The organism is Pseudomonas sp. FP1154, assembly GCF_030687245.1.
Taxonomy (GTDB): domain Bacteria; phylum Pseudomonadota; class Gammaproteobacteria; order Pseudomonadales; family Pseudomonadaceae; genus Aquipseudomonas; species Aquipseudomonas rhizophila.
In genome coordinates this window covers 1,719,928-1,743,081 of sequence record NZ_CP117465.1, presented here as the reverse complement: position 1 = coordinate 1,743,081, position 23,154 = coordinate 1,719,928, and the positions used below count along the sequence as shown (strand labels likewise).

Here is a 23,154-nt window from a genome sequence, read left to right as displayed (position 1 = left end):
TCATTATTATTCGCCGACGCTGATTTTCAGGCCAGCGGCTATTGCAAAGGGTGTCAGGGTTATCGCCAGGGCGGTCAGGCTCCCAAGCCACAGCAGATAACCGGTTGCCGGCATGCCTTGCAGCGCGGCTTGCAAGGCGCCACTGCCGAGGATCAACACCGGGATATACAGCGGCAGGATCAGCAGCGCCAGCAACAGGCCGCCGCGCTTCAACCCCACCGTCAATGCCGCGCCGACTGCGCCGAGTAGGCTCAACACCGGCGTGCCCAGCAACAGCGATACCAACAATACCGGCATGCAGGCAGCGGGCAAGCCCAGCATCATTGCCAGCAGCGGCGAGAGCAGCACCAGTGCCAGGCCGGAAAAAACCCAGTGTGCCAGTACCTTGGCCAAAACCAGAAGGGCCAGGGGGTGCGACGAAAGGACCCACTGTTCCAGGGATCCGTCCTCGAAATCACTGCGGAAAAGCCCGTCCAGCGAGAGCAGGACCGATAAAAGGGCCGCCACCCAGACCAGCCCCGGCGACAAGGTTTGCAACAATTGAGTCCCGGGACCGACCGCCAGCGGGAACAGTGCGATGACAATCGCGAAGAACACCAGCGGATTGGCCAGTTCGGCCGGACGGCGGAACAACAGGCGCGCCTCGCGGGCAAGCAGCAGGCCAAACACACTCATACAGCCCAGTTCCCAAGATCGATGTTGCGATAACCGGATGGCATCCGCGCCAATGTGTGGTGAGTGGTCAACAGCACCATGCCGCCACGCTCGCAGTGCCCGGCCAGGTGCTCCTCGAGCTGCGCCACGCCCTGCTTGTCCAGGGCGGTGAACGGCTCGTCGAGAATCCACAGCGGCGGGCTGTCGAGATATAACCGGGCCAGGGCCACGCGGCGCTGCTGGCCGGCGGACAGGGTGTGGCACGGCACGTCTTCGAAGCCGCGCAGGCCCACCGTCGCCAGCGCCTGCCAGATCGCCTCGCGCCCGGCCGGTCGATGCAGCGCGCAGAGCCAACTGAGGTTTTCTTCAGGCGTCAGCAAATCCTTGATGCCAGCGGCATGGCCGATCCAGAGCAGATTGCGGGCCAGTTCGCTGCGCTGGCTGTGCAACGGCTGGCCATTGAGCAGCACTTGGCCGGCAGTCGGCTGCATCAACCCGGCCAACAGGCGCAACAGGCTGGTCTTGCCACTGCCGTTGGGACCGCTGATCTGCACCATATCGCCAGGCGAGAGTCTCAATTGGAGATTCTCGAAAAGCAGCCGCAAATCTCGCTCACAGGCGAGGCCAACGGTTTGCAGGAGAGGACTGGTCAAGGGATAGCGGGCCTTATACGGTTCAAGTCGGCAATGCAGCGGCCGTTAAAGAGGTGCAGCATAGATGCTTTGGCGGCCGGTTCCACAGAGCTGCGTCAAACAATTGCAAGGTTTTCGCCACTCCCTGAAAGACCGGCGGCATTATACATGTCATGCCCCAGGGGGCGTGCTCAATTAGTTTCCCAAGGTAAGACCGCAGATGACAGGCGACATGAACATCCCGCCGTTGCCTCAGGCCTCGGCAACAACCCGTATGCCGGCGGTCACGGGCGAGCTGCTCAAATTGCTGACGCCGGTCGAAGGCCTGATCGGTGCGGGCCAGACCGCCAAGGCCGAGGTGTTGTCGCTCAAGCAGGCGGAACAGACCTTCCAGCTGTTGCTCAAGGTCACCCTGGAGAGCGGTCGCCAAACCACCGTGCAAGCCACCAGCACCCAGCCATTGCCCCAAGGCACCAGCCTGGCCGTGACTCAGCCGTCCGCCAGCAACCTGGCGATTACCGTGCAGCAGGCCATCGCCTCGAGCGTCGCCACCCTGACCCGTATCGACACGGCACAGATGCCGGTCGGCACGCTGCTGCAAGGCAAGGTACTGACCAGCCAGGCGTTGCCGCAGTTGCCGGGGCAACCCGCGGTGTACCGGTCGCTGGTGAGCCTGCTCAACACCCCCCAGGCCGGAAGTACCCTGGACATCGACAGCCCGCAACCGCTGCGCATCGGCACGCTATTGAGCGCTCAGGTACAAGACGCCCAAACCTTGAAATTTGTCCCCTTGAGCAACCGCCAGGAACAACTGGCGGTGAGCCAGCAACTGGTCACGCAGATGAGCCGCCAGGGCTCGTTGGACAGCCTGGTCACCGCGCTGCAAAACACCGCGCTGCAAAAGCTTCCGGCCAGCGACGACACTGGCGCCGAGTTGCGCGCTGCGGTGACACGCCTGTTGGCGGGCCTGCCCGACATCCAGCAACTGAGCACACCCAAGGGCCTGGCCCAGGCCATGGCCGCCAGCGGCGCGTTCCTGGAAAGCAAACTGCTGGCCGGGCAAGTACCGAGCCTGGCGCCAGACATGAAGGGCGATCTGCTGAAACTGATCGCCCAACTGACCCCGGCCCTGCCCGCCTCAACCAACCTCGCCGCCATCATCGCCGCCAACACCTTGGCCCAGGCGCTACCCAGCTTCGTGCGTAACGCCCTCGGCACCCTCGGCCAGGTCAGCGTCAAGCCGCAACCCACCAGTTTCCCCCTGCCTTCGCGCCTGTTGAAAGGCCAGGACGATGAAGGCGACCTGGAACATTTGTTGCGCCTGGCCGCCGCCGCCGTGTCGCGCCTGCAAAGCCATCAATTGTCGAGCCTGGAACAGACGGGCCTGACCGACGACGGTCGATTGATGAGCACCTGGCAGTTGGAAATCCCCATGCGCAACCTGCAGGACATCGTGCCGCTGCAGGTCAAGTTCCAGCGCGAGGAAACCCCGCCCCGGGAGGAGTCACCGGAACGCCGTGAAGAACGCGAGCCGAAACAGCAGCTCTGGCGGGTCGAGCTGGCGTTCGACATGGAGCCACTGGGGCCGCTGCAGATTCAGGCCCAGTTGCTCAGCGGCAGCCTGTCGAGCCAGCTATGGGCAGAGCGGCCGTATACCGCCAACCTGATCGAAAACAATCTGACCGCGCTGCGTGAACGCCTGGTGACCTGCGGCCTGAACGTTGGCGACCTGGATTGCCACCTCGGCACCCCGCCCCAAGGCCCCAAGACGCGACTGGAACAACGCTGGGTGGACGAAACCGCATGACAACCGACACCGCACCACGCCAGGCCATCGCCCTCAAGTACGACGGCCTCCACGCCCCGACCCTCACTGCCAAGGGCGACGAAGCCCTGGCCGAGGAAATCCTGCGGATCGCCCGCGAAAGCGAAGTGCCGATCTATGAAAACGCTGAATTGGTGAAGCTGTTGGCGCGGATGGAACTGGGCGACAGCATCCCGGAAGAGTTGTATCGCACCATTGCCGAAATCATTGCCTTTGCCTGGAACTTGAAAGGCAAATTCCCCCAGGGCTATGACCCGAACGCGCCAAGTGTCGAGAAGGATGTGACCGATCGCGGCGACGATTATTGATCACTGCGATGCTGTTCCTGTGGCGAGGGGATTTATCCCCGCTGGGTTGCGTAGCAACCCCAAAAAAAGCGACTCATTTTCTCTGACTCGCCGGATCGCCCAGATTCAGGACCGCTTCGCGATCCAGCGGGGATAAATCCCCTCGCCACAAAAGCGCACCCCAAAAAAAATCGCAGCCTTCAGCAACGCCTACAGGGGAATGTGAACCCTGTAGGCGCTGCCAAAGGCTGCGATCTCTTGATCTTTCTTGCAGCTTGCCGCTTGAAACTATCAGCCGCCCTTATGCAACTTGCTCATCAACTCTGCCTCGGCCTGGGTCAGGCCGCAGGCTTGGGTCAGTTCGTCGACGCTGGCGCCCATGCCCACCAGGCGAGCGGCCTGGGCGAAGGACAGGCTGGAGGGGTCGCGCTGCTCCAGTTGGGCCAGTTTGTCCGGCAACGGAGCAACCACGGCGCGTAGCTCGTGCAGGGCTTCGCCCATGCGCACGGTGCCGTTCTGGTAATCATCGACGCGTTTGGCCAGGTCGCGGATGCGTTGATCACGCAACGCATCGCCCTGGGCCTGCTGAGCGGCGATCTGCCGCTGGCCGCGTATGTACGCGACAAACATCGCCAGCGTGCCTGCCCAGAAAAGGAACAGGACAATGACTGCTACCTCAAGAATCAAATCAGATACTCTCCAGTTCCGACCATTCCTCTTCGCTCATCATCTTCTCCAGCTCGACCAGGATCAGCAACTCGTTGTTCTTGTTGCACACGCCCTGGATGAACTTGGCCGACTCTTCGTTACCGACGTTAGGCGCGGTTTCGATTTCCGACTGACGCAAGTAAACCACTTCAGCGACGCTGTCGACGAGGATGCCGACCACTTGCTTGTCGGCCTCGATGATCACGATACGGGTGTTGTCGTTGACCTCGGTGGAGTTCAGGCCAAACCGCTGGCGAGTGTCGATCACCGTGACCACGTTACCGCGCAGGTTGATGATGCCCAGCACGTAGCTTGGCGCACCGGGTACCGGGGCGATCTCGGTATAGCGCAGCACTTCCTGAACGCGCATCACGTTGATGCCGTAGGTTTCGTTATCGAGCTTGAAGGTCACCCATTGCAAAATCGGATCTTCGGAACCCTTGAGAGACGACGCCTTATCATTCATACCCTGACCCCTCGAAAAACCGCCTGTGGCGGTGTGTGTTCTGCCCCGTGACGTGGTGCGCCACGGGTTGTCTTATTTCGGTTTCTGAACCGGCTTGGCGCCGCCCAGGTGTTTTGCCCCGCCACTGGCGATCAGCTCGGCCAGCTCGGAAACGTCCAGCAAGGCGCACATGTGTTCGATCACCGTACCGGCCAGCCATGGCCGTTGGCCTCGATGGCTGCGCCACTTGATCTCGTTCGGGTCCAGGCGCAGCGAGCGACTGACCTGATGCACCGCCAAACCCCATTCATACCCTTGCACCGAAATCACGTATTGCAGGCCCTGGCGAAAATCATCGCGATAACGGTCCGGCATCACCCAGCGCGCGGTATCCAGCACCTTCAGGTTGCCGGCCTGGCTCGGCAGGATCCCCAGGAACCATTCCGGCTGACCGAACAACGGCGTCAGTTCCTGCCCGGCCAAGGAATATATCGATCCCAGGCATACCAGCGGCACCGCCAGGGTCAACCCGGCCACATCGAACAACAAACACTCGAACGGCTCGGCGGCCCAGGCCGGACGGTCGTCGGTCGGCACCGGCGGCGGTGGGCTGCTTGGTGGCAGATGGACTTCCACCACCGGCGTCACCAGGCCCTGCAGCAACGGTGCAACGGTCGAGACCGGCGCCAGGATCGGCGCAGGCGCTTGCATCACTGCCACCTGAGGCTTGATGAACGGCGCCTCGACTGCCGCGGCAATCACTGTTTTGTGTGCATCACGGGCCTGCTCTTCGAGCACGGCCGCCTGAAATTCATCCAGTCCACCTTCGGCTTCGACGGTCTCGGGCAACGCCTCGATCACGCTCGGTTGCGGTGGCAGTTCTTCGGTTGCTTCCTGCAGCAGCCCGTCCAGATAAGACTGCAGGGCCAGTTGCGGACGCGAGGTTGTCTTTATCGGGCGGCTCATGGGAACAGTGCGCCACTTGAAAAGGTTATCGGCATGTATGCGCCAGGACTTGAGCGCTCACAAGCGAGTGCAATGCCTTTGGTAAGCCTCGTCACCTTAAGCCACCTGCTGCGAAACGAGCTGCTGGGCCAGCAGGTGCTTGAGCAGCGCCCGGTAGGCCAGCACGCCGCGGCTCTTGCCATCGAATTGCGAAGGGGTCACACCGGCACGGCTGGCGTCACGCAAACGCGTGTCGACCGGAATGTAGCCTTGCCAGATGTCATCCGGGTACATGTCCCGCAGCACGCGCAGGGTGCCCAGGGACGCCTGCGTGCGACGATCAAACAGGGTCGGCACGATGTTGAAGGCCAACGATTGCTTGCGTGAGCGGTTGATCATCGCCAGGGTATTGACCATGCGCTCCAGGCCCTTGACTGCCAGATGCTCGGTCTGCACCGGGATAACCAATTGCTGGCTGGCCGCCAACGCGTTGACCATCAGCACGCCAAGCAGCGGCGGGCTGTCGATGATCGCATAATCGAAATCCTGCCACAGTTGCGCCAGACTCTTGGCGATCACCAGGCCCAGACCGCTTTGTCCCGGCGACTGCCGTTCCAGGGTCGCCAGGGCGGTGCTGGATGGCAACAGGGAAATCCGCTCATCGCTGGTGGACAGCAGCAACTGCCCCGGCAGGCCTTCGGGCACACCGCCCTTGTGCAGGAACAGGTCGTAGTTGCTGTGCTCCAGACTGTCGGGATCGTAACCAAAGTAGCTGGTCATCGAGCCGTGGGGGTCCAGATCGACCATGACCACGCGCTTGCCCGCCTCGGCCAGCAATCCGGCTAAAGCGATGGAAGATGTGGTTTTACCCACACCACCTTTTTGATTGGCGACTGCCCAGACTCTCATTCGGATTGTTCCTCCCGGCCGATACAGGCTCGACCGAGAAATAGCTCGGTTATAAAGCGGGTGACGGAGAATTGACGGCGCTCTGTCTTCCCGGCGACTTGGGCTGGGTCGGTGCAGTTTGTGTGCCAGCACGCTTCAATGCCGCATCCGGTGTTGCATGGGCCGTGCCGGTCCCGGTCAGGCTGCGGCGCACCTCAAGGTTGCGCGACACCACCAACACCACTCGCCGGTTGCGCGCCCGCCCCTCGGCGGTGGCATTGTTGGCCACCGGCTGGAATTCACCATAGCCCACCGACGCCAGCCGACCGGGGTTTACGCCCTGCATCGCGAGCATGCGCACGATGCTCGCCGAACGCGCCGAGGACAGTTCCCAGTTGGTCGGGTACTGCGCAGTGCGAATCGGCTGATCGTCTGTGAAGCCTTCTACGTGGATCGGGTTGTCGAAAGGCCTGAGGATCGCGGCCACTTTATCGATGATGTTGAACGCCATGTCGCTGGGCATGGCATCGCCGCTGCCAAACAACAGGCTGGAATTGAGTTCGATCTCAACCCACAACTCGTTGCCGCGCACGGTCATCTGATTGGAGCTGATCAGATCACCAAACGCCGCGCTGATGTCATCGGCAATGCTTTTCAACGGATCGCTGCCGCCAGCGATACCGGCATCGACCTGCTCGGAGTCCCTGACCAGCGGTTTGGCAGGCGTGGTGGTCTTGGGCCGCTCATCACCAATGGGGATGGGCTTGAGGGCGCGGTCGGAGTCGGTAAACACGCCGATCAGCGCCTCGGAAATAACCTTGTACTTGCCTTCGTTGACCGAAGAGATCGAATACATGACCACGAAAAAAGCGAACAGCAGCGTGATGAAGTCGGCGTAAGAGACGAGCCAGCGTTCATGGTTGACGTGTTCTTCACGATGCCTGCGACGTGCCATTTTCCATGTCTCCCATCAGTCCATGAAGCCCTGAAGCTTCAACTCAATGGAACGCGGGTTTTCACCTTCGGCGATCGACAGGATCCCTTCCAGCAACATTTCGCGATAACGCGACTGGCGCAACGCAATGGACTTGAGCTTGGCGGCGATCGGCAGCAGCACCAGGTTGGCACTGGCCACACCATAAATGGTCGCGACGAAAGCCACGGCGATACCACTGCCCAGTTGCGACGGATCGGCCAGGTTGCCCATCACGTGGATCAGGCCCATCACCGCACCGATGATGCCGATGGTCGGCGCATAGCCACCCATGCTTTCAAAGACTTTGGCTGCTTCGATGTCACGGCTTTCCTGGGTGTAGAAATCCACTTCCAGGATGCTGCGGATGGCTTCCGGCTCAGCGCCGTCCACCAACAGTTGCAGGCCTTTGCGCGAGTAGTTGTCGGGCTCGGCGTCGGCCACCCCTTCCAGACCCAGCAAACCTTCCTTGCGGGCGGTCAGGCTCCAGTTCACCACGCGGTCGATGCCCCCGGCCAGGTCGACGCGCGGCGGGAACAGAATCCAGATGAGCACCTGCATGGCGCGCTTGAAGGCGCTCATGGGCGACTGCAACAGCGCCGCGCCCACGGTGCCGCCGATCACGATCAACGCCGCCGGGCCGTTGGCCAAGGCCCCCAGGTGACCGCCTTCCAGGTAATTGCCACCAATAATGGCGACGAACGCCATGATGATGCCGATCAGGCTGAGCACATCCATTACAGGCACGCCTCGACCAGGTGTCTACCGATGTCGTCCAGCCCGTACACCGCGTCGGCCAGATCCGCTTTGACAATCGCCATCGGCATGCCATAGATCACGCAACTGGCTTCATCCTGGGCCCAAATGGCGCTGCCGCCCTGCTTGAGCAGGCGCGCGCCTTCGCGACCGTCGGCGCCCATGCCGGTGAGCACCACCGCCAGAACTTTGTCGCCGTAGGATTTAGCGGCGGAGCCGAAAGTGATGTCCACGCACGGTTTGTAATTGAGCCGCTCATCGCCGGGCAGGATTTTCACCGCGCCGCGACCATCGATCATCATCTGCTTGCCGCCTGGCGCCAACAGCGCCAGGCCCGGACGCAGGATGTCGCCATCCTCGGCCTCCTTGACGCTGATACGACACAGCTTGTCCAGACGCTCGGCGAACGCCTTGGTGAAGGCCGCGGGCATATGCTGGATCAGCACGATCGGCGCCGGAAAGTTGGCCGGCAACTGGGTCAGGACCCGCTGCAACGCCACCGGGCCGCCGGTGGACGTACCAATAGCGACCAGTTTGTAGGCTTTGCGCTTGGGGGCCGGCGACGATGACGTACTGGCGGGCGCGGAACGAGCTGGCGCTGGGGCCGGGGCACTGCGCGCTGGGGCCGGATTGAAGCTGCCCGATGAAGCCGGGGCTGGTGCAGGCGCTGGCGCAGGTATGCTATAGGCACCGACACGCCGGTTGCTGCGGGAAATACTGTGGACCTTCTCGCACAGCAACTGCCGAACCTTGTCGGGGTTGCGCGAAATGTCTTCGAAATTTTTCGGCAGGAAATCCACCGCCCCGGCGTCCAGCGCATCGAGGGTCACCCGGGCGCCTTCATGGGTCAGGGAGGAGAACATCAATACTGGGGTCGGGCAGCGCTGCATGATATGCCGCACCGCCGTGATGCCATCCATCATCGGCATCTCGTAGTCCATGGTGATCACGTCCGGCTTGAGCGCCAGCGCCTGATCGATTGCCTCTTTGCCGTTGGTCGCCGTACCGACGACCTGAATACTCGGGTCCGCCGAGAGAATTTCCGAGACGCGGCGGCGGAAAAACCCCGAATCGTCCACCACCAGGACTTTAACTACCATAAACACTCCGTTAGACGAGACGCGGCTGCGGGCCGCGCCCCTCCAGAATCAAATACGCCGTGCGGCGTAACGCTTGAGCATGCTTGGCACATCGAGAATCAACGCGATGCGACCGTCGCCGGTGATGGTGGCGCCGGACATGCCCGGGGTGCCCTGGAGCATCTTGCCTAGCGGCTTGATGACCACTTCTTCCTGGCCCACCAACTGATCGACGACGAAGCCGATCCGCTGGGTGCCCACCGAAAGGATCACCACATGGCCTTCACCCTGCTCGACATGAGCGGCGGAGCTGACCAGCCAGCGCTTGAGGTAGAACAGCGGCAGTGCCTTGTCCCGCACGATCACCACTTCCTGGCCGTCCACCACGTTGGTGCGCGACAGGTCGAGGTGGAAGATTTCGTTGACATTGACCAGCGGGAAGGCGAATGCCTGGTTGCCCAGCATCACCATCAGGGTCGGCATGATCGCCAGGGTCAGCGGGACCTTGATGACGATTTTCGAGCCCTGGCCCTTGGTCGAGTAGATGTTGATCGAACCATTGAGCTGGGAAATCTTGGTTTTCACCACATCCATGCCCACGCCACGGCCCGACACGTCGGAAATCTCGGTCTTGGTCGAGAACCCCGGGGCGAAGATCAGGTTGTAGCACTCGGTGTCGCTCAGGCGGTCGGCGGCATCCTTGTCCATCACACCGCGCTTCACCGCGATGGAGCGCAGTACGTTCGGGTCCATGCCTTTGCCGTCGTCGGAGATCGACAGCAGGATGTGGTCGCCTTCCTGCTCGGCGGCCAATACCACCTTGCCGCTGCGGGGCTTGCCTGACTCTTCGCGCTCTTGCGGCGACTCGATACCGTGGTCGACCGCGTTGCGCACCAAGTGGACCAGTGGATCGGCCAGAGCCTCGACCAGGTTCTTGTCCAGGTCGGTCTCTTCGCCCACCAGTTCCAGGTTGATTTCTTTCTTGAGCTGGCGTGCCAGGTCGCGAACCAGGCGCGGGAAGCGCCCGAAGACTTTCTTGATCGGCTGCATCCGGGTCTTCATGACCGCCGTCTGCAAGTCAGCCGTGACCACGTCCAGGTTCGACACGGCCTTGGCCATGGCTTCGTCCTGGCTGTTGAGGCCCAGGCGCACCAGGCGGTTACGCACCAGCACCAGTTCGCCGACCATGTTCATGATCTCGTCCAGGCGAGCGGTGTCGACCCGTACAGTGGTCTCGGCTTCGCTGGCCGGCTTTTCCGCCGGCGCGGCCGCCGGTGCGCGGGCTGGCGCCGGGGCGGCGGCAGCAGGCTTGGGTGTCTCAGCCTTCGGTTCCGGTGCCTTGGCGGCGGGTTTGGCCGCGGCCTTCTCCGCTGGCGCAGCCGCTGTGGCAGTGGCGGCAGGCGCAGTGGCTGTTGAGGCGGTGCCGACTTCGCTGAACTTGCCCTTGCCGTGCAGTTCGTCGAGCAGTGATTCGAATTCGTGATCGCTGATCAGGTCGCTGCCCGCTGCTGCGGCGGCAGGCTTGGCTGGGGTCGGCGCGGAGGCGATAGCCGAATCCAGTGCGTCCACGGCGAAGTTACCCTTGCCGTGCAACTGATCGAGCAAAGCCTCGAACTCATCGTCGGTGATATCGGAGTTGTCGCCCGCCGCTTTCGGGGCGGCCGGGGCACTCGGGGGGGCGACGGCATCCACGGCGAACTGGCCCTTGCCGTGAAGCTGATCGAGCAGCGACTCGAACTCGGCGTCGGTGATTTCATCGCTGGCGGCGGCATCGGCGGCCGGCGCAGCCGGGGCAGCAGGCGCTGCCGGAGCCTGGGCTTGAGCCTTGACGGCGTTCAGCGAGTCCAGCAGTTGTTCGAATTCGTTATCGGTGATGTCGCCTGATTCCTCGGCGACCGGTTCCTCAACCACTGGCGCGGCTACCGGTGCAGCTTCGTCAGCCGACTGCGGCTCGGCCAGGCGCGACAGCGCGGCGAGCAGCTCAGGCGTAGCAGCGGTGATCGGCGAGCGCTCGCGCACTTCACTGAACATGCTGTTGACCGCATCCAGCGCTTCGAGCACCACGTCCATCAATTCCGAGTCAACGCGACGCTCACCCTTGCGCAGGATGTCGAACACGTTTTCGGCAATGTGACAGCACTCCACCAGCTCATTGAGCTGGAGGAAGCCGGCGCCTCCTTTTACAGTGTGGAAACCGCGAAAAATTGCATTGAGCAGATCCGCATCATCAGGTCGGCTTTCCAGCTCGACCAGCTGTTCGGACAGTTGCTCTAGAATCTCGCCGGCCTCAACCAGGAAATCCTGAAGGATCTCTTCATCGGCGCCGAAGCTCATTAATGGGTGCTCCTAGAGGTCTAAAACCTAAAATCCAAGGCTGGACAGCAAATCGTCCACATCGTCCTGACCGGACACAACGTCTTCTCTTTTATCGGCATGAATTTGCGGACCTTCACCCTGAGAGAGATGTTTTTGTGGATCTTTTTCAGCGAGCATCGCTTCACGGTCGTGTTCGATGCCTGCAAAGCGGTCTACCTGGCTGGCCATCAACACCAGTTTGAGCAGGTTGCTTTCCACTTCGGTGACCAGTTGGGTCACCCGCTTGATCACCTGGCCGGTCAGGTCTTGATAGTCCTGAGCCAGCAGAATGTCGTTGAGGTTGCTCGCCACGGCGCGGTTCTCGGCGCTACTGCGCGTCAGGAAACCGTCGACCCGACGGGCCAGCTCGCGAAACTCTTCAGCCCCGACTTCGCGCCGCATGAAGCGACCCCAGTCGGTGCTCAAGGCCTTGGCTTCATCGCTCAGGCCATTGACCAGCGGCGTTGCGTTCTCCACCAGGTCCATGGTGCGGTTGGCCGCGGCCTCGGTCAGCTTGACCACATAACCCAGACGCTCGGTCGCGTCGGTGATCTGCGAGACCTCCTCGGCCTGCGGCATGTTCGGATCGATCTGAAAATTGACAATCGCGCTGTGCAGTTCACGCGTGAGCTTGCCCACTTCCTGATACAGACCGCGGTCACGGGTCTGGTTGAGCTCATGGATCATTTGAACCGCATCGCCAAAGCGGCCTTTCTCAAGGCTGTCGACCAGTTCGCGGGCATGTTTTTTCAGGGTCGATTCGAAATCACCCATTGAAGATTCGTTATCCATAGCTCCCCCGTGGCGCCGTTAACCGATGCGTTCGAAGATTTTTTCGATCTTCTCTTTCAACGCCTGGGCCGTGAAGGGTTTGACCACGTAGCCGTTCACACCGGCCTGGGCCGCTTCGATGATCTGCTCGCGCTTGGCTTCGGCAGTGACCATCAGCACCGGAAGGTGCTTGAGTTTTTCGTCGGCGCGCACATGGCGCAGCAAGTCGATACCGGTCATGCCGGGCATGTTCCAGTCAGTCACCAGAAAGTCGATGCTTCCGCTGTTGAGAACCGGAATGGCAGTGGTGCCATCGTCGGCCTCGACCGTGTTGGTGAACCCAAGGTCACGCAACAGGTTTTTTATGATCCGCCGCATCGTTGAGAAGTCATCAACGATGAGGATTTTCATGTTCTTGTCCAATTCGACCTCCAAGCAGTCTTAAACGCGCCCAGCACCTGAACGCGCCATTTCAATCAATCCGGCACAACACTCGACAACGGTCTGGAGGACAACAGAGAAAGACTGGCTCAGCACATGCCAGGCCAGCCTCGTTCGCAGTGTCCCCACACTGCTGTCAGCGCGCTCGCCACTCCCCCAAACGCCCCCGCAAACGGGCCGCGCACTGGCTGTGTAACTGGCTGACCCGCGATTCGCTGACACCCAGGACCTCACCGATTTCCTTGAGGTTCAGCTCTTCGTCGTAGTACAGCGCCAAGACCAGTCGCTCACGCTCCGGCAAATTGGCAATCGCATCCGCCAGCGCGCTCTGGAAACGCTCATCTTCCAGGTCACGCGATGGCTCCATGTGAGCACTCGCGCCGTCCTCGTGCAGCCCTTCGTGTTCGCCGTCCTGCAGCAGGTCGTCGAAACTGAACAGGCGACTGCCCAAGGTATCGTTCAAAATCCCGTAATAATCATCGAGACTCAATTGGAGTTCGGCCGCAACCTCGTGATCTTTAGCGTCACGCCCGGTTTTAGCTTCAATGGCGCGAATGGCGTCACTGACCATGCGGGTATTGCGATGCACCGAACGCGGCGCCCAATCACCCTTGCGGACTTCATCGAGCATCGCCCCGCGAATGCGAATACCGGCATAGGTCTCGAAACTGGCGCCCTTGCTCGCGTCGTATTTGTTCGACACTTCGAGCAGGCCGATCATGCCCGCCTGGATCAGGTCTTCAACCTGGACACTGGCCGGCAACCGCGCCAGCAAGTGATAGGCGATACGCTTGACCAGAGGCGCGTATCGCTCAATCAATTCGTACTGGGCGTCCCGTGCCGATTTCTTGTAGAGATGGTTGTAACCGCTGGCTGTCATAACACGGGCCCTGCTGTTTGTTGCACGAGACGCTCGACGAAAAACTCCAGATGCCCGCGAGGGTTGGCTGGCAGTGGCCAGGTATCAACCTTCTGGGCAATAGCCTTGAACGCCAGTGCGCATTTGGAACGGGGAAAGGCTTCATAAACCGCACGTTGCTTCTGGACGGCCTTGCGTACGCTTTCGTCGTAGGGCACAGCGCCGACGTATTGTAGGGCGACGTCCAGGAAACGATCCGTGACCTTTGTCAACTTGGCGAACAGGTTGCGACCTTCCTGCGGGCTCTGGGCCATGTTGGCCAGGACGCGGAAGCGGTTCATGCCGTAGTCACGGTTCAATAACTTGATCAAGGCATAGGCGTCGGTGATGGACGTCGGTTCGTCGCAGACCACCAGCAAGACTTCCTGGGCAGCGCGTACGAAACTGACGACCGAATCACCGATACCGGCAGCGGTGTCGATCACCAGCACATCGAGGTTGTCACCGATGTCGCTGAAGGCCTGGATCAGGCCGGCGTGTTGAGCCGGGGTCAGGTGAACCATGCTCTGGGTGCCCGAGGCAGCCGGCACGATGCGAATCCCGCCCGGCCCTTGCAGCAGCACGTCGCGCAGTTCGCAGCGGCCCTCTATCACGTCCGCCAGCGTGCGCTTGGGCGTGAGCCCCAGCAGCACGTCGACGTTCGCCAGGCCCAGGTCGGCGTCCAGCAGCATGACCCGTCGGCCAAGCTCTGCCAGAGCCAGGGACAAGTTCACTGACACGTTAGTCTTGCCGACGCCACCTTTGCCGCCGGTCACCGCGATCACCTGTACGGGATGCATGCTGCCCATGTTCGTTCTTTACCTTGTCTTACTTAGACGGAGGCCACATTACTGGCTGCGCGCTCGCATGAAGGAACAATGCATGGCAGACCATCGATGTAGGTACAAAAAATATTCATGATTACCTCAGCCGACCTGCTTGGTCGGGCTGTGGTAGATATCAGCGAACATATCAGCCATGGCTTCTTCGCTGGGTTCTTCCTGCATTTGCACACTCACGGCACGACTGACCAGTTGATGACGGCGCGGCAGATGCAAATCATCCGGGATCCGCGGCCCGTCGGTCAGGTAGGCCACCGGTAAATCATGACCGATCGCCAGGCTCAACACCTCGCCCAGGCTTGCCGTTTCGTCCAGCTTAGTCAGGATGCAGCCGGCCAGCCCGCAGCGTTTGTAGCTGTGGTATGCGGCGGTTAGAACCTGTTTCTGGCTGGTGGTTGCCAACACGAGATAATTTTTTGACCGGATCCCACGCCCGGCCAGGCTTTCAAGCTGCATGCGCAGGGCCGGATCGCTGGCTTGCAGGCCGGCGGTATCGATCAGCACGACGCGCTTGCGCAGCAGCGGTTCCAGCGCCTGGGCCAGGGACTGGCCCGGATCCACATGGGTCACCGACACATTGAGGATCCGGCCCAAGGTCTTGAGTTGTTCCTGGGCACCGATACGGAAACTGTCCATGCTCACCAGGGCGATGCTCTGGGCGCCGTACTTGAGTACATAACGCGCCGCGAGCTTGGCCAGGGTGGTGGTCTTGCCCATGCCGGCCGGGCCGACCATGGCAATGACGCCACCTTCTTCGAGAGGCTCGACTTCCGGTGTGGCGATCATCCGCGCCAGGTGCGCCAGCAACATGCGCCAGGCCTGACGAGGTTCTTCGATATCGTTGATCAGCGCCAGCAGGTCGCGGGACAACGGACCGGACAGGCCGATACGTTGCAGGCGACGCCACAGGTTTGCCTGGGCCGGACGGTTGCCTTGCAACTGGTTCCAGGCCAGGGAGCCGAGCTGAACTTCCATCAGTTCACGCAGGCTGTTGAGTTCGAAGCGCATCGAGTCCAGGGCGCGCGGGTCGACGCCACCGCCTGAGGCAGCCTGAACCGGCGCCGGACGACGCGGCTCGACCTTGGCCTGCTCGACCAGTGGCTCGGCCGCGGTCAACGGCAATCCAGCGGTCAGAGGCTGGCCGGCGAACAATTGACGATTGGTGCCCGCGCTGGCTTCGCCGTCACTGCTGCGCAAGCTCAATTCGGCCTGGGCACTGGCGATGCGCGACTGGGTCTTGCGCAGCTCATCCTCGAGCTCCACGTTGGGAACCCGCGGGGCCAGCGCCGACAATTTGTAATCCAGAGCCGCCGTCAGCTCGACACCGCCGGCGATCCGACGGTTGCCGATGATGGCGGCTTCAGCGCCCAGCTCGTCACGAACCAGCTTCATGGCCTGACGCATATCGGCGGCGAAAAAACGCTTCACTTGCATAAACCACTACCTCAGCCGTTGGGCCCTACTGTCGCAACGATGGTCACTTGCTTGTTGTCCGGTATTTCCTGGTACGCCAGCACATGCAACCCCGGGACCGCGAGGCGCCCGAATCGCGAAAGCATCGCGCGAATCGGACCGGCCACCAGCAGGATCACCGGTTGGCCTTGCATCTCCTGCCGCTGGGCTGCATCGATCAGCGAACGCTGCAGCTTCTCGGCCATGCTTGGCTCCAGCAGAACGCCCTCTTCCGAGCCTTGTCCTGCCTTCTGCAGACTATTGAGCAATATCTGTTCCAACCTTGGCTCCAACGTGATCACAGGCAGCTCCGACTCAGTGCCTACAATGCTTTGGACGATTGCGCGGGATACGCCAACCCGCACCGCAGCCACCAGAGCGGCGGTATCTTGACTCTTGGAAGCGTTGTTGGCGATAGCCTCGGCAATGCTGCGAATGTCGCGCACCGGCACCTGCTCAGCCAACAGCGCTTGCAACACCTTGAGCAATTGCGACAACGAAACCACGCCAGGCACCAGCTCTTCGGCCAGCTTAGGCGAGCCTTTGGCCAGCACTTGCAGCAATTGCTGGACTTCTTCGTGACCGATCAGCTCGCTGGAGTGCTTGTACAGAATCTGGTTCAAGTGGGTCGCGACCACGGTACTGGCGTCCACCACGGTATAGCCAAGGGACTGGGCCTGGGCCCGCTGGCTGATTTCGATCCATACCGCTTCCAGGCCAAAAGCCGGATCCTTGGCGGTAATGCCGTTGAGCGAACCGTAGACCTGTCCCGGGTTGATCGCCAGTTCACGGTCCGGGTAAATCTCGGCTTCGGCCAGGATCACCCCCATCAGCGTCAAGCGATAGGCACTTGGCGCCAGATCGAGGTTGTCACGAATATGTACGGTGGGCATCAGAAAGCCCAGGTCCTGGGACAGCTTCTTGCGCACACCCTTGATCCGCGCGAGCAATTGACCACCCTGATTGCGGTCCACCAAGGGGATCAGACGGTAACCGACTTCCAGGCCGATCATGTCGATCGGCGTCACGTCGTCCCAGCCCAGCTCCTTGGTTTCCATGGCACGAGCCGGCGACGGCAACAGTTCCTGCTGACGCTTGACCTCCTGCAGGGCCTGAACCTTTTGTACGTTCTGTTTCTTCCAGAACAGGTAGGCGCCACCCGCCGCCAATGCGGCCATGCTCAGAAACGAGAAATGGGGCATCCCGGGGACCAGGCCCATCACGGCCATCAGTCCGGCTGCAACGGCCAACGCCTTGGGCGATGCAAACATCTGCCGGCCGATCTGCTTACCCATGTCTTCGGAGCCGGACGCACGGGTCACCATGATCGCGGCAGCTGTAGATAACAACAGTGATGGCAATTGCGCCACCAAACCGTCACCAATGGTTAACAGTGCGTAAACCTTGCCGGCATCGCCGAATGTCATGCCGTGCTGGAAGATACCGACAGCCATACCGCCGATCAGGTTGATGAAAAGGATCAGCAGGCCGGCGATGGCATCACCGCGCACGAATTTGCTGGCACCGTCCATGGAGCCATAGAACTCGGCTTCCTGGGCCACTTCCAGACGACGGGCCTTGGCCTGGCCCTGATCGATCAGGCCAGCGTTGAGGTCGGCGTCGATTGCCATTTGCTTGCCGGGCATTGCATCGAGGGTGAAACGCGCACTCACCTCGGAAATCCGTCCGGCACCCTTGGTCACCACGACAAAGTTGATGATCATCAAAATGGCGAAGACGACGATACCCACCACGTAGTTTCCGCCGATCACCACTTCACCGAAGGCCTGGATCACCTTACCGGCAGCGGCGTGGCCTTCATGCCCGTGGATCATCACCACCCGGGTGGACGCCACGTTGAGCGCCAGGCGCATCAGCGTCGCCACCAGCAGAATGGTCGGGAACACCGCGAAATCCAGTGGCCGCAATGCGTACACACACACCAGCAGTACAACGATGGACAAAGCGATGTTGAACGTGAAGAACACGTCCAGCAGAAACGGTGGCACCGGCAGCATCATCATGGCGAGCATGACCAGCAGCAACAACGGCACGCCCAGATTACCCCGGCTGAGGTCGGCTACGTTGTTGCGCGCGGTGTTGAATAACTGAGAGCGATCCACCAATAATCCCCGTTCCTGTGAAGCAAACTTTTGACGCCCGAAACGGGCGCAGACGGGGTATTGCAAGAAGCCTTCCAACTTTTGTCAGAGGCTGAAATAGAGGCGCTAGCCAAGGCGCTGAATGCAATCGAGGCTCGCTCCCACTGGTTCTGCATCCGAGCGCAATCAGCGCAGGCCCGAATCAGGAGTCGCGGCGCAAATCCGGTGGAATCGGCAAATCCTTGAGAGGCTCGGGGCGCTTGCCCTTGCCGGCGCGGTGTTGACGGATCTGATAGACGTAGGCCAACACCTGGGCCACGGCCAGGTACAGGCCTCCGGGGATTTCCTGGTCGAGTTCGGTGGAGTAGTAAATCGATCGCGCCAACGCGGGGGACTCGAGCAGCATCACTTCGTTGGCTACGGCAATCTCGCGGATTTTCAGCGCCAGGAAATCACTGCCCTTGGCCAGCAACACCGGAGCATTGCCTTTATCGGGGTCGTACTTGAGTGCCACGGCGTAGTGAGTCGGGTTGGTGATGACCACGTCGGCGTCCGGGATCGCCGCCATCATCCGGCGTTGGGACACTTCACGCTGCAACTGGCGAATCCGTTGCTTGACCTCCGGCTTGCCCTCCTGGTCCTTATGCTCGTCGCGGATCTCCTGCTTGGTCATCATCAGCTTCTGCTTGCTCTGATACAGCTGGATCGGCACGTCGATGGCGGCGATCAGAATCAAGCCGCAAGCCATCCACAAGGTACTCCAGCCCACCAGCTGCACGCTGTGGATAATGGCCTGCTCCAAGGGTTCATGGGCGATGCGCAGCAAGTCGTCGATATCGGCCTGCAGTACCGTCAGCGCGACAAACAGGATCAGGAAAAACTTCCCAAGCGCCTTGAGTAACTCCATCAGCGCCGTACTGGAAAACATTCGCTTGAGGCCGTTGGCCGGGTTCATCCGACTGAACTTGGGCGCCAGGCTCTTACCGGCAAACAGCCAGCCCCCCAGGGAAATCGGGCCAATAATGGCCGCCAACAGCAGAAAGATCAGGACCGGTTGCACGGCCAGGATCGCGATCTTGCCGGAGTGCAGCAGGTATTGCCCCATGGCACCGGGACTGAGCAGTACCTCGCGGGGCAAGGAAAAATTCAGGCGCATGATTTCCAGCAGATCCAGGGCCAGCCCGCCGCCATAAATCAACAGACCGCCCGCCCCGGCCAACATCACCGCCAGGGTATTGAGTTCCTTGGAGCGCGCAATCTCGCCCTTGTCCCGAGACTCCTTCTTGCGCTTCTCCGTGGGGTCTTCTGTCTTGTCCTGCCCACTCTCGCTTTCGGCCATGGTTCAGCGCGCCTGTGCCATGTCGCGTAACAGCTGCAGGGCCTGGGTCGCCAGCGGCTGGTACTGATTGAGAAGATCCCCCAGGCTGATCCAGAAAATCACCAGGCCCAGCACCAGGGTCAACGGAAAGCCAATGGAGAAAATGTTCAACTGCGGCGCCGCCCGGGTCATGACGCCAAAGGCAATATTGACCACCAGCAAGGCGGTAATCGCGGGCAATACCAACACCATCGCCGCCCCTAAAACCCAGCCAAGCTTGCCGGCGATATCCCAGAAATGATTGACCAGCATCGCGCTGCCCACCGGCAACGTGGTGAAGCTCTCGGTCAGTACCTCAAACACCACCAGGTGCCCGTTCATGGCCAGAAACAGCAGGGTCACCAGCATCGTCAAGAACTGCCCGATCACAGCGCTGTTCACGCCGTTGGTGGGGTCGACCATGGAGGCGAACGCCATGCCCATCTGGATCGAAATGATTTGCCCGGCCACCACAAACGCCTGGAAAAACAGTTGCAGCGAAAAGCCCATCAAGACGCCAATCAGAATCTGCTCGGCCACCAGCATCAATGCACTGAGGTCCAGAGCGTTGACCGGCGGCATAGGTGGCAACCCTGGTGCGATGACCACCGTAATCGCCAGGGCGAAATACAGCCGTACGCGGGTCGGCACAAGGGTAGTGCCAAACACCGGCATGCTCATCAGCACCGCGGTGACACGAAACAGCGGCAGGATAAATGACGCCACCCAGGTACTGATCTGGGTATCCGTCAGTTCGAGCATCGACATCAGGTCAGCCGATCAACTGCGGAATACTGCCGTAAAGCTGCAGGATGTATTCCATGAAAGTTTGCACCAGCCAGGGACCGGCGACGATCAACGTCACCAGCATTACCAGCAGACGCGGCAGGAAGCTGAGGGTCTGTTCGTTGATCTGGGTCGCGGCCTGGAACATCGCCACCAGCAAGCCCACCAGCAGGCTGGGTATCACCAGCACAGCGACCATCATGGTCGTCAGCCAGAGCGCTTCGCGGAACAGGTCTACCGCTACTTCAGGCGTCATATTCTTGCTACCCGCACAAATGGCCTAAACACCGCCGAAACTGCCCGCCAGGGTGCCGATGATCAGGGCCCAGCCGTCCACGAGCACGAACAGCATGATCTTGAACGGCAGGGAAATGATCAATGGCGACAGCATCATCATACCCATGGCCATGAGCACACTGGCGACCACCAGGTCGATGATCAGGAACGGGATGAAAATCATGAAACCAATCTGGAACGCGGTCTTGAGCTCGGACGTCACGAACGCCGGCACCAGGATGGTCAGCGGCGCTTGATCCGGGCTGGCAATGTCAGTGCGCTTGGACAGGCGCATGAACAGTTCCAGGTCGCTGGTGCGGGTCTGGGCCAGCATGAAATCCTTGATCGGCACTTCAGCCTTGGCCACCGCGTCCTGGGCGGTGATGGTTTCCGCCAGATAGGGCTGCAGCGCATCCTGGTTCACCCGGTCGAAGACCGGTGCCATGATGAACATCGTCAAGAACAGCGCCATGCCGGTAAGAATCTGATTCGACGGCGTCTGCTGCAAGCCCAGGGCCTGGCGCAGGATCGAAAAGACGATAATGATCCGAGTGAAACTGGTCATCAGCATGACGAACGCCGGGATGAAACTCAGCGCGGTCATGATCAGCAGGATCTGCAGGCTGACCGAATACTCCTGAGCTCCTTCGGCGTTGGTGCCCAAGGTAATTGCCGGGATCGACAGTGGATCGGCGGCAAGCACCAACGGCGCGGCCAGCATCAGGACCACCGCCAACAGAATGCGCAATGGCATTACTTTTTATCCTTCTGATCTTTACCCAACAGTTCCATGAGACGCTGGGCAAACTCGGGGGTGGCCTGGTCGGTGGCAGGCACCTGCACCGGCTCCTTGAGAACATGCAATGCAGTAATGGTGCCCGGGCTCAGCCCCAGCAGAATCTGCTCGTTGCCAACCTGAACCAGCACCAGCCGGTCCCGCGGGCCAAGCGCGCGGGAACCGACGATGTCGATGACCTGCCCCTTGCCGGCTGGCCCCGCCTGCTGCACACGCCGCAGCAACCAGGCCAGGAAGAAGATCAACCCCAGCACCAGCAGCAGACCGAGCACCAATTGCGCCAGTTGCCCGGCGATCCCGCTACTCGCCGCCGGCGCAGCCGCTACGGTGGCTACCGGTTCGGCCGCCAGCACGCTGAATGGCAGCATCAAGGCTGCGGCGAAAAAACCTTTCACTCAGCGCAGCTTCTTGATGCGTTCGCTCGGGCTGATCACGTCCGTCAGGCGAATGCCGAACTTCTCGTTGACCACCACTACCTCGCCATGGGCGATCAGCGTGCCGTTGACCAGTACATCCAACGGCTCGCCAGCCAGGCGATCCAGCTCGATCACCGAGCCCTGGTTAAGCTGCAGCAGATTGCGGATGTTGATGTCGGTGCTGCCCACTTCCATGGAAATCGACACCGGGATGTCGAGAATCACGTCCAGGTTCGGCCCGTCCAGCGTCACCTGTTCGTTGCTTCTGGGCACGCTGCCAAACTCTTCCATCGGCAGGCGGTTGGAGGCATGAGCGCCAGTGTCGGCCGCCAGCAAAGCGTCAATGTCGGCCTGCCCGGCGTCGCCGGTTTCTTCCAGGGCCGCAGCCCACTCGTCGGCCAGCGCCTGGTCATCCTGGGTGTTCATATCGTCAGCCATCATTTGTCCTCGGCGGGCAAAAATTCAGTTAAAAACGTAAGGATTCGACACCGCTCAGCGGCGTTCGATCGGCTCGATCACCTGCAACGCCAGGTTGCCTTTGTGAGAGCCCATCTTGACCTTGAAGGCCGGTACACCGTTGGCGCGCATGATCATGTCTTCAGGCATCTCGACAGGAATAATGTCCCCCGGCTGCATATGCAGGATGTCCCGCAGGCGCAGCTGACGCCGGGCAACCGTCGCGCCGATCGGCACGTCGACATCCAGCACATCCTGACGCAAAGCATTGATCCAGCGCTCATCCTGATCGTCGAGATCCGACTGGAAGCCGGCGTCGAGCATTTCCCGTACCGGCTCGATCATCGAGTACGGCATGGTCACGTGCAGGTCGCCACCACCGCCATCGAGCTCGATGTGGAAGGTCGAAACCACAATGGCTTCGCTCGGGCCGACGATGTTGGCCATGGCCGGGTTCACTTCCGAGTTGATGTACTCGAAGTTCACTTCCATGATCGCCTGCCAGGCCTCCTTCAGATCGACAAAGGCCTGCTCCAGCACCATGCGCACTACCCGCAGCTCGGTCGGGGTGAATTCACGCCCTTCGATCTTGGCGTGACGACCGTCACCGCCGAAGAAGTTGTCCACCAGCTTGAACACCAGTTTGGCGTCAAGGATGAACAGCGCTGTGCCGCGCAACGGCTTGATCTTCACCAGGTTGAGGCTGGTGGGTACATACAGCGAGTGCACGTATTCACCGAACTTCATCACCTGCACGCCACCGACGGCCACATCGGCCGAACGGCGCAGCATGTTGAACATGCTGATGCGGGTGTATCGGGCGAAACGCTCGTTGATCATTTCCAGGGTCGGCATCCGTCCGCGAACGATGCGATCCTGGCTGGTCAGGTCGTAGCTTTTGACGCTGCCCGGCTCAGCAGCGTTTTCGGTCTGCACCAGGCCATCGTCGACACCATGCAACAGCGCGTCGATTTCATCCTGGGACAACAGGTCCTGCACGGCCATGTCGGGTTC

At 61.0% G+C, this 23,154-nt stretch carries 25 protein-coding genes; 2 read left to right on the top strand and 23 right to left on the bottom strand.

Annotated features, from left to right (window positions below; all coding sequences use genetic code 11):
- Nucleotides 1–6: 6 nt before the first annotated feature.
- Both ccmB and ccmA read right to left on the bottom strand, forming a co-directional pair.
- Nucleotides 7–675, bottom strand: a complete 669-nt coding sequence (ccmB, locus tag PSH91_RS07995) for a heme exporter protein CcmB (protein ID WP_047226272.1) — start codon at nucleotides 673–675, stop codon at nucleotides 7–9.
- Entirely contained in the window at nucleotides 672–1,307 is a 636-nt protein-coding gene (ccmA, locus tag PSH91_RS07990) for a cytochrome c biogenesis heme-transporting ATPase CcmA (protein ID WP_047226271.1), read from the bottom strand. Before ccmA ends, ccmB begins: the two co-directional genes overlap by 4 nt.
- Nucleotides 1,308–1,506: 199 nt before the next feature.
- Here ccmA and PSH91_RS07985 point away from each other — a divergent pair, with 199 nt between their 5' ends.
- Both PSH91_RS07985 and PSH91_RS07980 read left to right on the top strand, forming a co-directional pair.
- The gene (locus PSH91_RS07985; protein WP_305467795.1) at nucleotides 1,507–3,093 is read left to right on the top strand and encodes a flagellar hook-length control protein FliK; all 1,587 of its coding nucleotides are present in this window, start codon (nucleotides 1,507–1,509) and stop codon (nucleotides 3,091–3,093) included.
- Nucleotides 3,090–3,419: an EscU/YscU/HrcU family type III secretion system export apparatus switch protein gene (locus tag PSH91_RS07980; RefSeq protein WP_047226269.1), complete on the top strand. Its 330-nt coding sequence runs from the start codon at nucleotides 3,090–3,092 to the stop codon at nucleotides 3,417–3,419. Before PSH91_RS07985 ends, PSH91_RS07980 begins: the two co-directional genes overlap by 4 nt.
- A 270-nt stretch (nucleotides 3,420–3,689) precedes the next feature.
- Here PSH91_RS07980 and PSH91_RS07975 read toward each other — a convergent pair whose 3' ends face one another.
- The 21 genes from PSH91_RS07975 to fliM all read right to left on the bottom strand — a co-directional run bounded on the left by PSH91_RS07975 (nucleotide 3,690) and on the right by fliM (nucleotide 23,145).
- Nucleotides 3,690–4,085, bottom strand: coding sequence for a DUF2802 domain-containing protein (locus PSH91_RS07975; protein ID WP_047226268.1), 396 nt, complete (start codon nucleotides 4,083–4,085; stop codon nucleotides 3,690–3,692).
- A gap of 1 nt (nucleotide 4,086) precedes the next feature.
- The gene (locus PSH91_RS07970) at nucleotides 4,087–4,572 is read right to left on the bottom strand and encodes a chemotaxis protein CheW (RefSeq protein ID WP_024778681.1); all 486 of its coding nucleotides are present in this window, start codon (nucleotides 4,570–4,572) and stop codon (nucleotides 4,087–4,089) included.
- A gap of 72 nt (nucleotides 4,573–4,644) precedes the next feature.
- The gene (locus PSH91_RS07965) at nucleotides 4,645–5,517 is read right to left on the bottom strand and encodes a CheW domain-containing protein (RefSeq protein ID WP_047226267.1); all 873 of its coding nucleotides are present in this window, start codon (nucleotides 5,515–5,517) and stop codon (nucleotides 4,645–4,647) included.
- 96 nt (nucleotides 5,518–5,613) lie between these two features.
- Entirely contained in the window at nucleotides 5,614–6,405 is a 792-nt protein-coding gene (locus tag PSH91_RS07960; protein ID WP_047226266.1) for a ParA family protein, read from the bottom strand.
- A 49-nt stretch (nucleotides 6,406–6,454) separates the two neighbouring features.
- Nucleotides 6,455–7,339: a flagellar motor protein MotD gene (motD, locus tag PSH91_RS07955; RefSeq protein WP_047226265.1), complete on the bottom strand. Its 885-nt coding sequence runs from the start codon at nucleotides 7,337–7,339 to the stop codon at nucleotides 6,455–6,457.
- 15 nt (nucleotides 7,340–7,354) lie between these two features.
- Nucleotides 7,355–8,095, bottom strand: coding sequence for a flagellar motor protein (locus PSH91_RS07950; protein WP_018606553.1), 741 nt, complete (start codon nucleotides 8,093–8,095; stop codon nucleotides 7,355–7,357).
- Complete coding sequence (locus tag PSH91_RS07945; protein ID WP_047226264.1) at nucleotides 8,095–9,213, bottom strand: chemotaxis response regulator protein-glutamate methylesterase; 1,119 nt, start codon at nucleotides 9,211–9,213, stop codon at nucleotides 8,095–8,097. Before PSH91_RS07945 ends, PSH91_RS07950 begins: the two co-directional genes overlap by 1 nt.
- Nucleotides 9,214–9,261: 48 nt before the next feature.
- On the bottom strand, nucleotides 9,262–11,526 hold the full coding sequence (locus PSH91_RS07940; protein ID WP_107322136.1) for a chemotaxis protein CheA: 2,265 nt from the start codon (nucleotides 11,524–11,526) through the stop codon (nucleotides 9,262–9,264).
- A 27-nt stretch (nucleotides 11,527–11,553) separates the two neighbouring features.
- A complete protein-coding gene (locus PSH91_RS07935) occupies nucleotides 11,554–12,339 on the bottom strand; it encodes a protein phosphatase CheZ (protein WP_305467792.1) in 786 nt (261 codons plus the stop codon).
- An 18-nt stretch (nucleotides 12,340–12,357) separates the two neighbouring features.
- Nucleotides 12,358–12,729 carry a chemotaxis response regulator CheY gene (locus PSH91_RS07930; protein ID WP_003183998.1) on the bottom strand — a complete coding sequence of 124 codons (372 nt, stop codon included), beginning with the start codon at nucleotides 12,727–12,729 and terminating at the stop codon, nucleotides 12,358–12,360.
- A 166-nt stretch (nucleotides 12,730–12,895) separates the two neighbouring features.
- A complete protein-coding gene (fliA, locus tag PSH91_RS07925; RefSeq protein WP_003184000.1) occupies nucleotides 12,896–13,639 on the bottom strand; it encodes an RNA polymerase sigma factor FliA in 744 nt (247 codons plus the stop codon).
- Nucleotides 13,636–14,466, bottom strand: coding sequence for a flagellar synthesis regulator FleN (fleN, locus tag PSH91_RS07920; RefSeq protein ID WP_003184001.1), 831 nt, complete (start codon nucleotides 14,464–14,466; stop codon nucleotides 13,636–13,638). Before fleN ends, fliA begins: the two co-directional genes overlap by 4 nt.
- 117 nt (nucleotides 14,467–14,583) lie before the next feature.
- Nucleotides 14,584–15,933: a flagellar biosynthesis protein FlhF gene (gene flhF, locus PSH91_RS07915; RefSeq protein WP_305467790.1), complete on the bottom strand. Its 1,350-nt coding sequence runs from the start codon at nucleotides 15,931–15,933 to the stop codon at nucleotides 14,584–14,586.
- Between the two features lie 11 nt (nucleotides 15,934–15,944).
- On the bottom strand, nucleotides 15,945–18,074 hold the full coding sequence (flhA, locus tag PSH91_RS07910; RefSeq protein ID WP_047226414.1) for a flagellar biosynthesis protein FlhA: 2,130 nt from the start codon (nucleotides 18,072–18,074) through the stop codon (nucleotides 15,945–15,947).
- A gap of 181 nt (nucleotides 18,075–18,255) precedes the next feature.
- Nucleotides 18,256–19,392 carry a flagellar biosynthesis protein FlhB gene (gene flhB, locus PSH91_RS07905; RefSeq protein ID WP_047226260.1) on the bottom strand — a complete coding sequence of 379 codons (1,137 nt, stop codon included), beginning with the start codon at nucleotides 19,390–19,392 and terminating at the stop codon, nucleotides 18,256–18,258.
- Between the two features lie 3 nt (nucleotides 19,393–19,395).
- A complete protein-coding gene (gene fliR, locus PSH91_RS07900) occupies nucleotides 19,396–20,178 on the bottom strand; it encodes a flagellar biosynthetic protein FliR (RefSeq protein WP_047226259.1) in 783 nt (260 codons plus the stop codon).
- Between the two features lie 4 nt (nucleotides 20,179–20,182).
- Nucleotides 20,183–20,452 carry a flagellar biosynthesis protein FliQ gene (gene fliQ, locus PSH91_RS07895; RefSeq protein WP_047226258.1) on the bottom strand — a complete coding sequence of 90 codons (270 nt, stop codon included), beginning with the start codon at nucleotides 20,450–20,452 and terminating at the stop codon, nucleotides 20,183–20,185.
- 24 nt (nucleotides 20,453–20,476) lie between these two features.
- Nucleotides 20,477–21,226 carry a flagellar type III secretion system pore protein FliP gene (fliP, locus tag PSH91_RS07890; protein ID WP_047226257.1) on the bottom strand — a complete coding sequence of 250 codons (750 nt, stop codon included), beginning with the start codon at nucleotides 21,224–21,226 and terminating at the stop codon, nucleotides 20,477–20,479.
- Nucleotides 21,226–21,663, bottom strand: a complete 438-nt coding sequence (fliO, locus tag PSH91_RS07885) for a flagellar biosynthetic protein FliO (RefSeq protein WP_092397555.1) — start codon at nucleotides 21,661–21,663, stop codon at nucleotides 21,226–21,228. The genes fliP and fliO overlap by 1 nt, the downstream gene beginning before the upstream one ends.
- Entirely contained in the window at nucleotides 21,664–22,122 is a 459-nt protein-coding gene (gene fliN / locus PSH91_RS07880; RefSeq protein WP_047226255.1) for a flagellar motor switch protein FliN, read from the bottom strand.
- 54 nt (nucleotides 22,123–22,176) lie between these two features.
- The gene (gene fliM, locus PSH91_RS07875) at nucleotides 22,177–23,145 is read right to left on the bottom strand and encodes a flagellar motor switch protein FliM (protein WP_003184019.1); all 969 of its coding nucleotides are present in this window, start codon (nucleotides 23,143–23,145) and stop codon (nucleotides 22,177–22,179) included.
- Nucleotides 23,146–23,154: the final 9 nt, after the last annotated feature.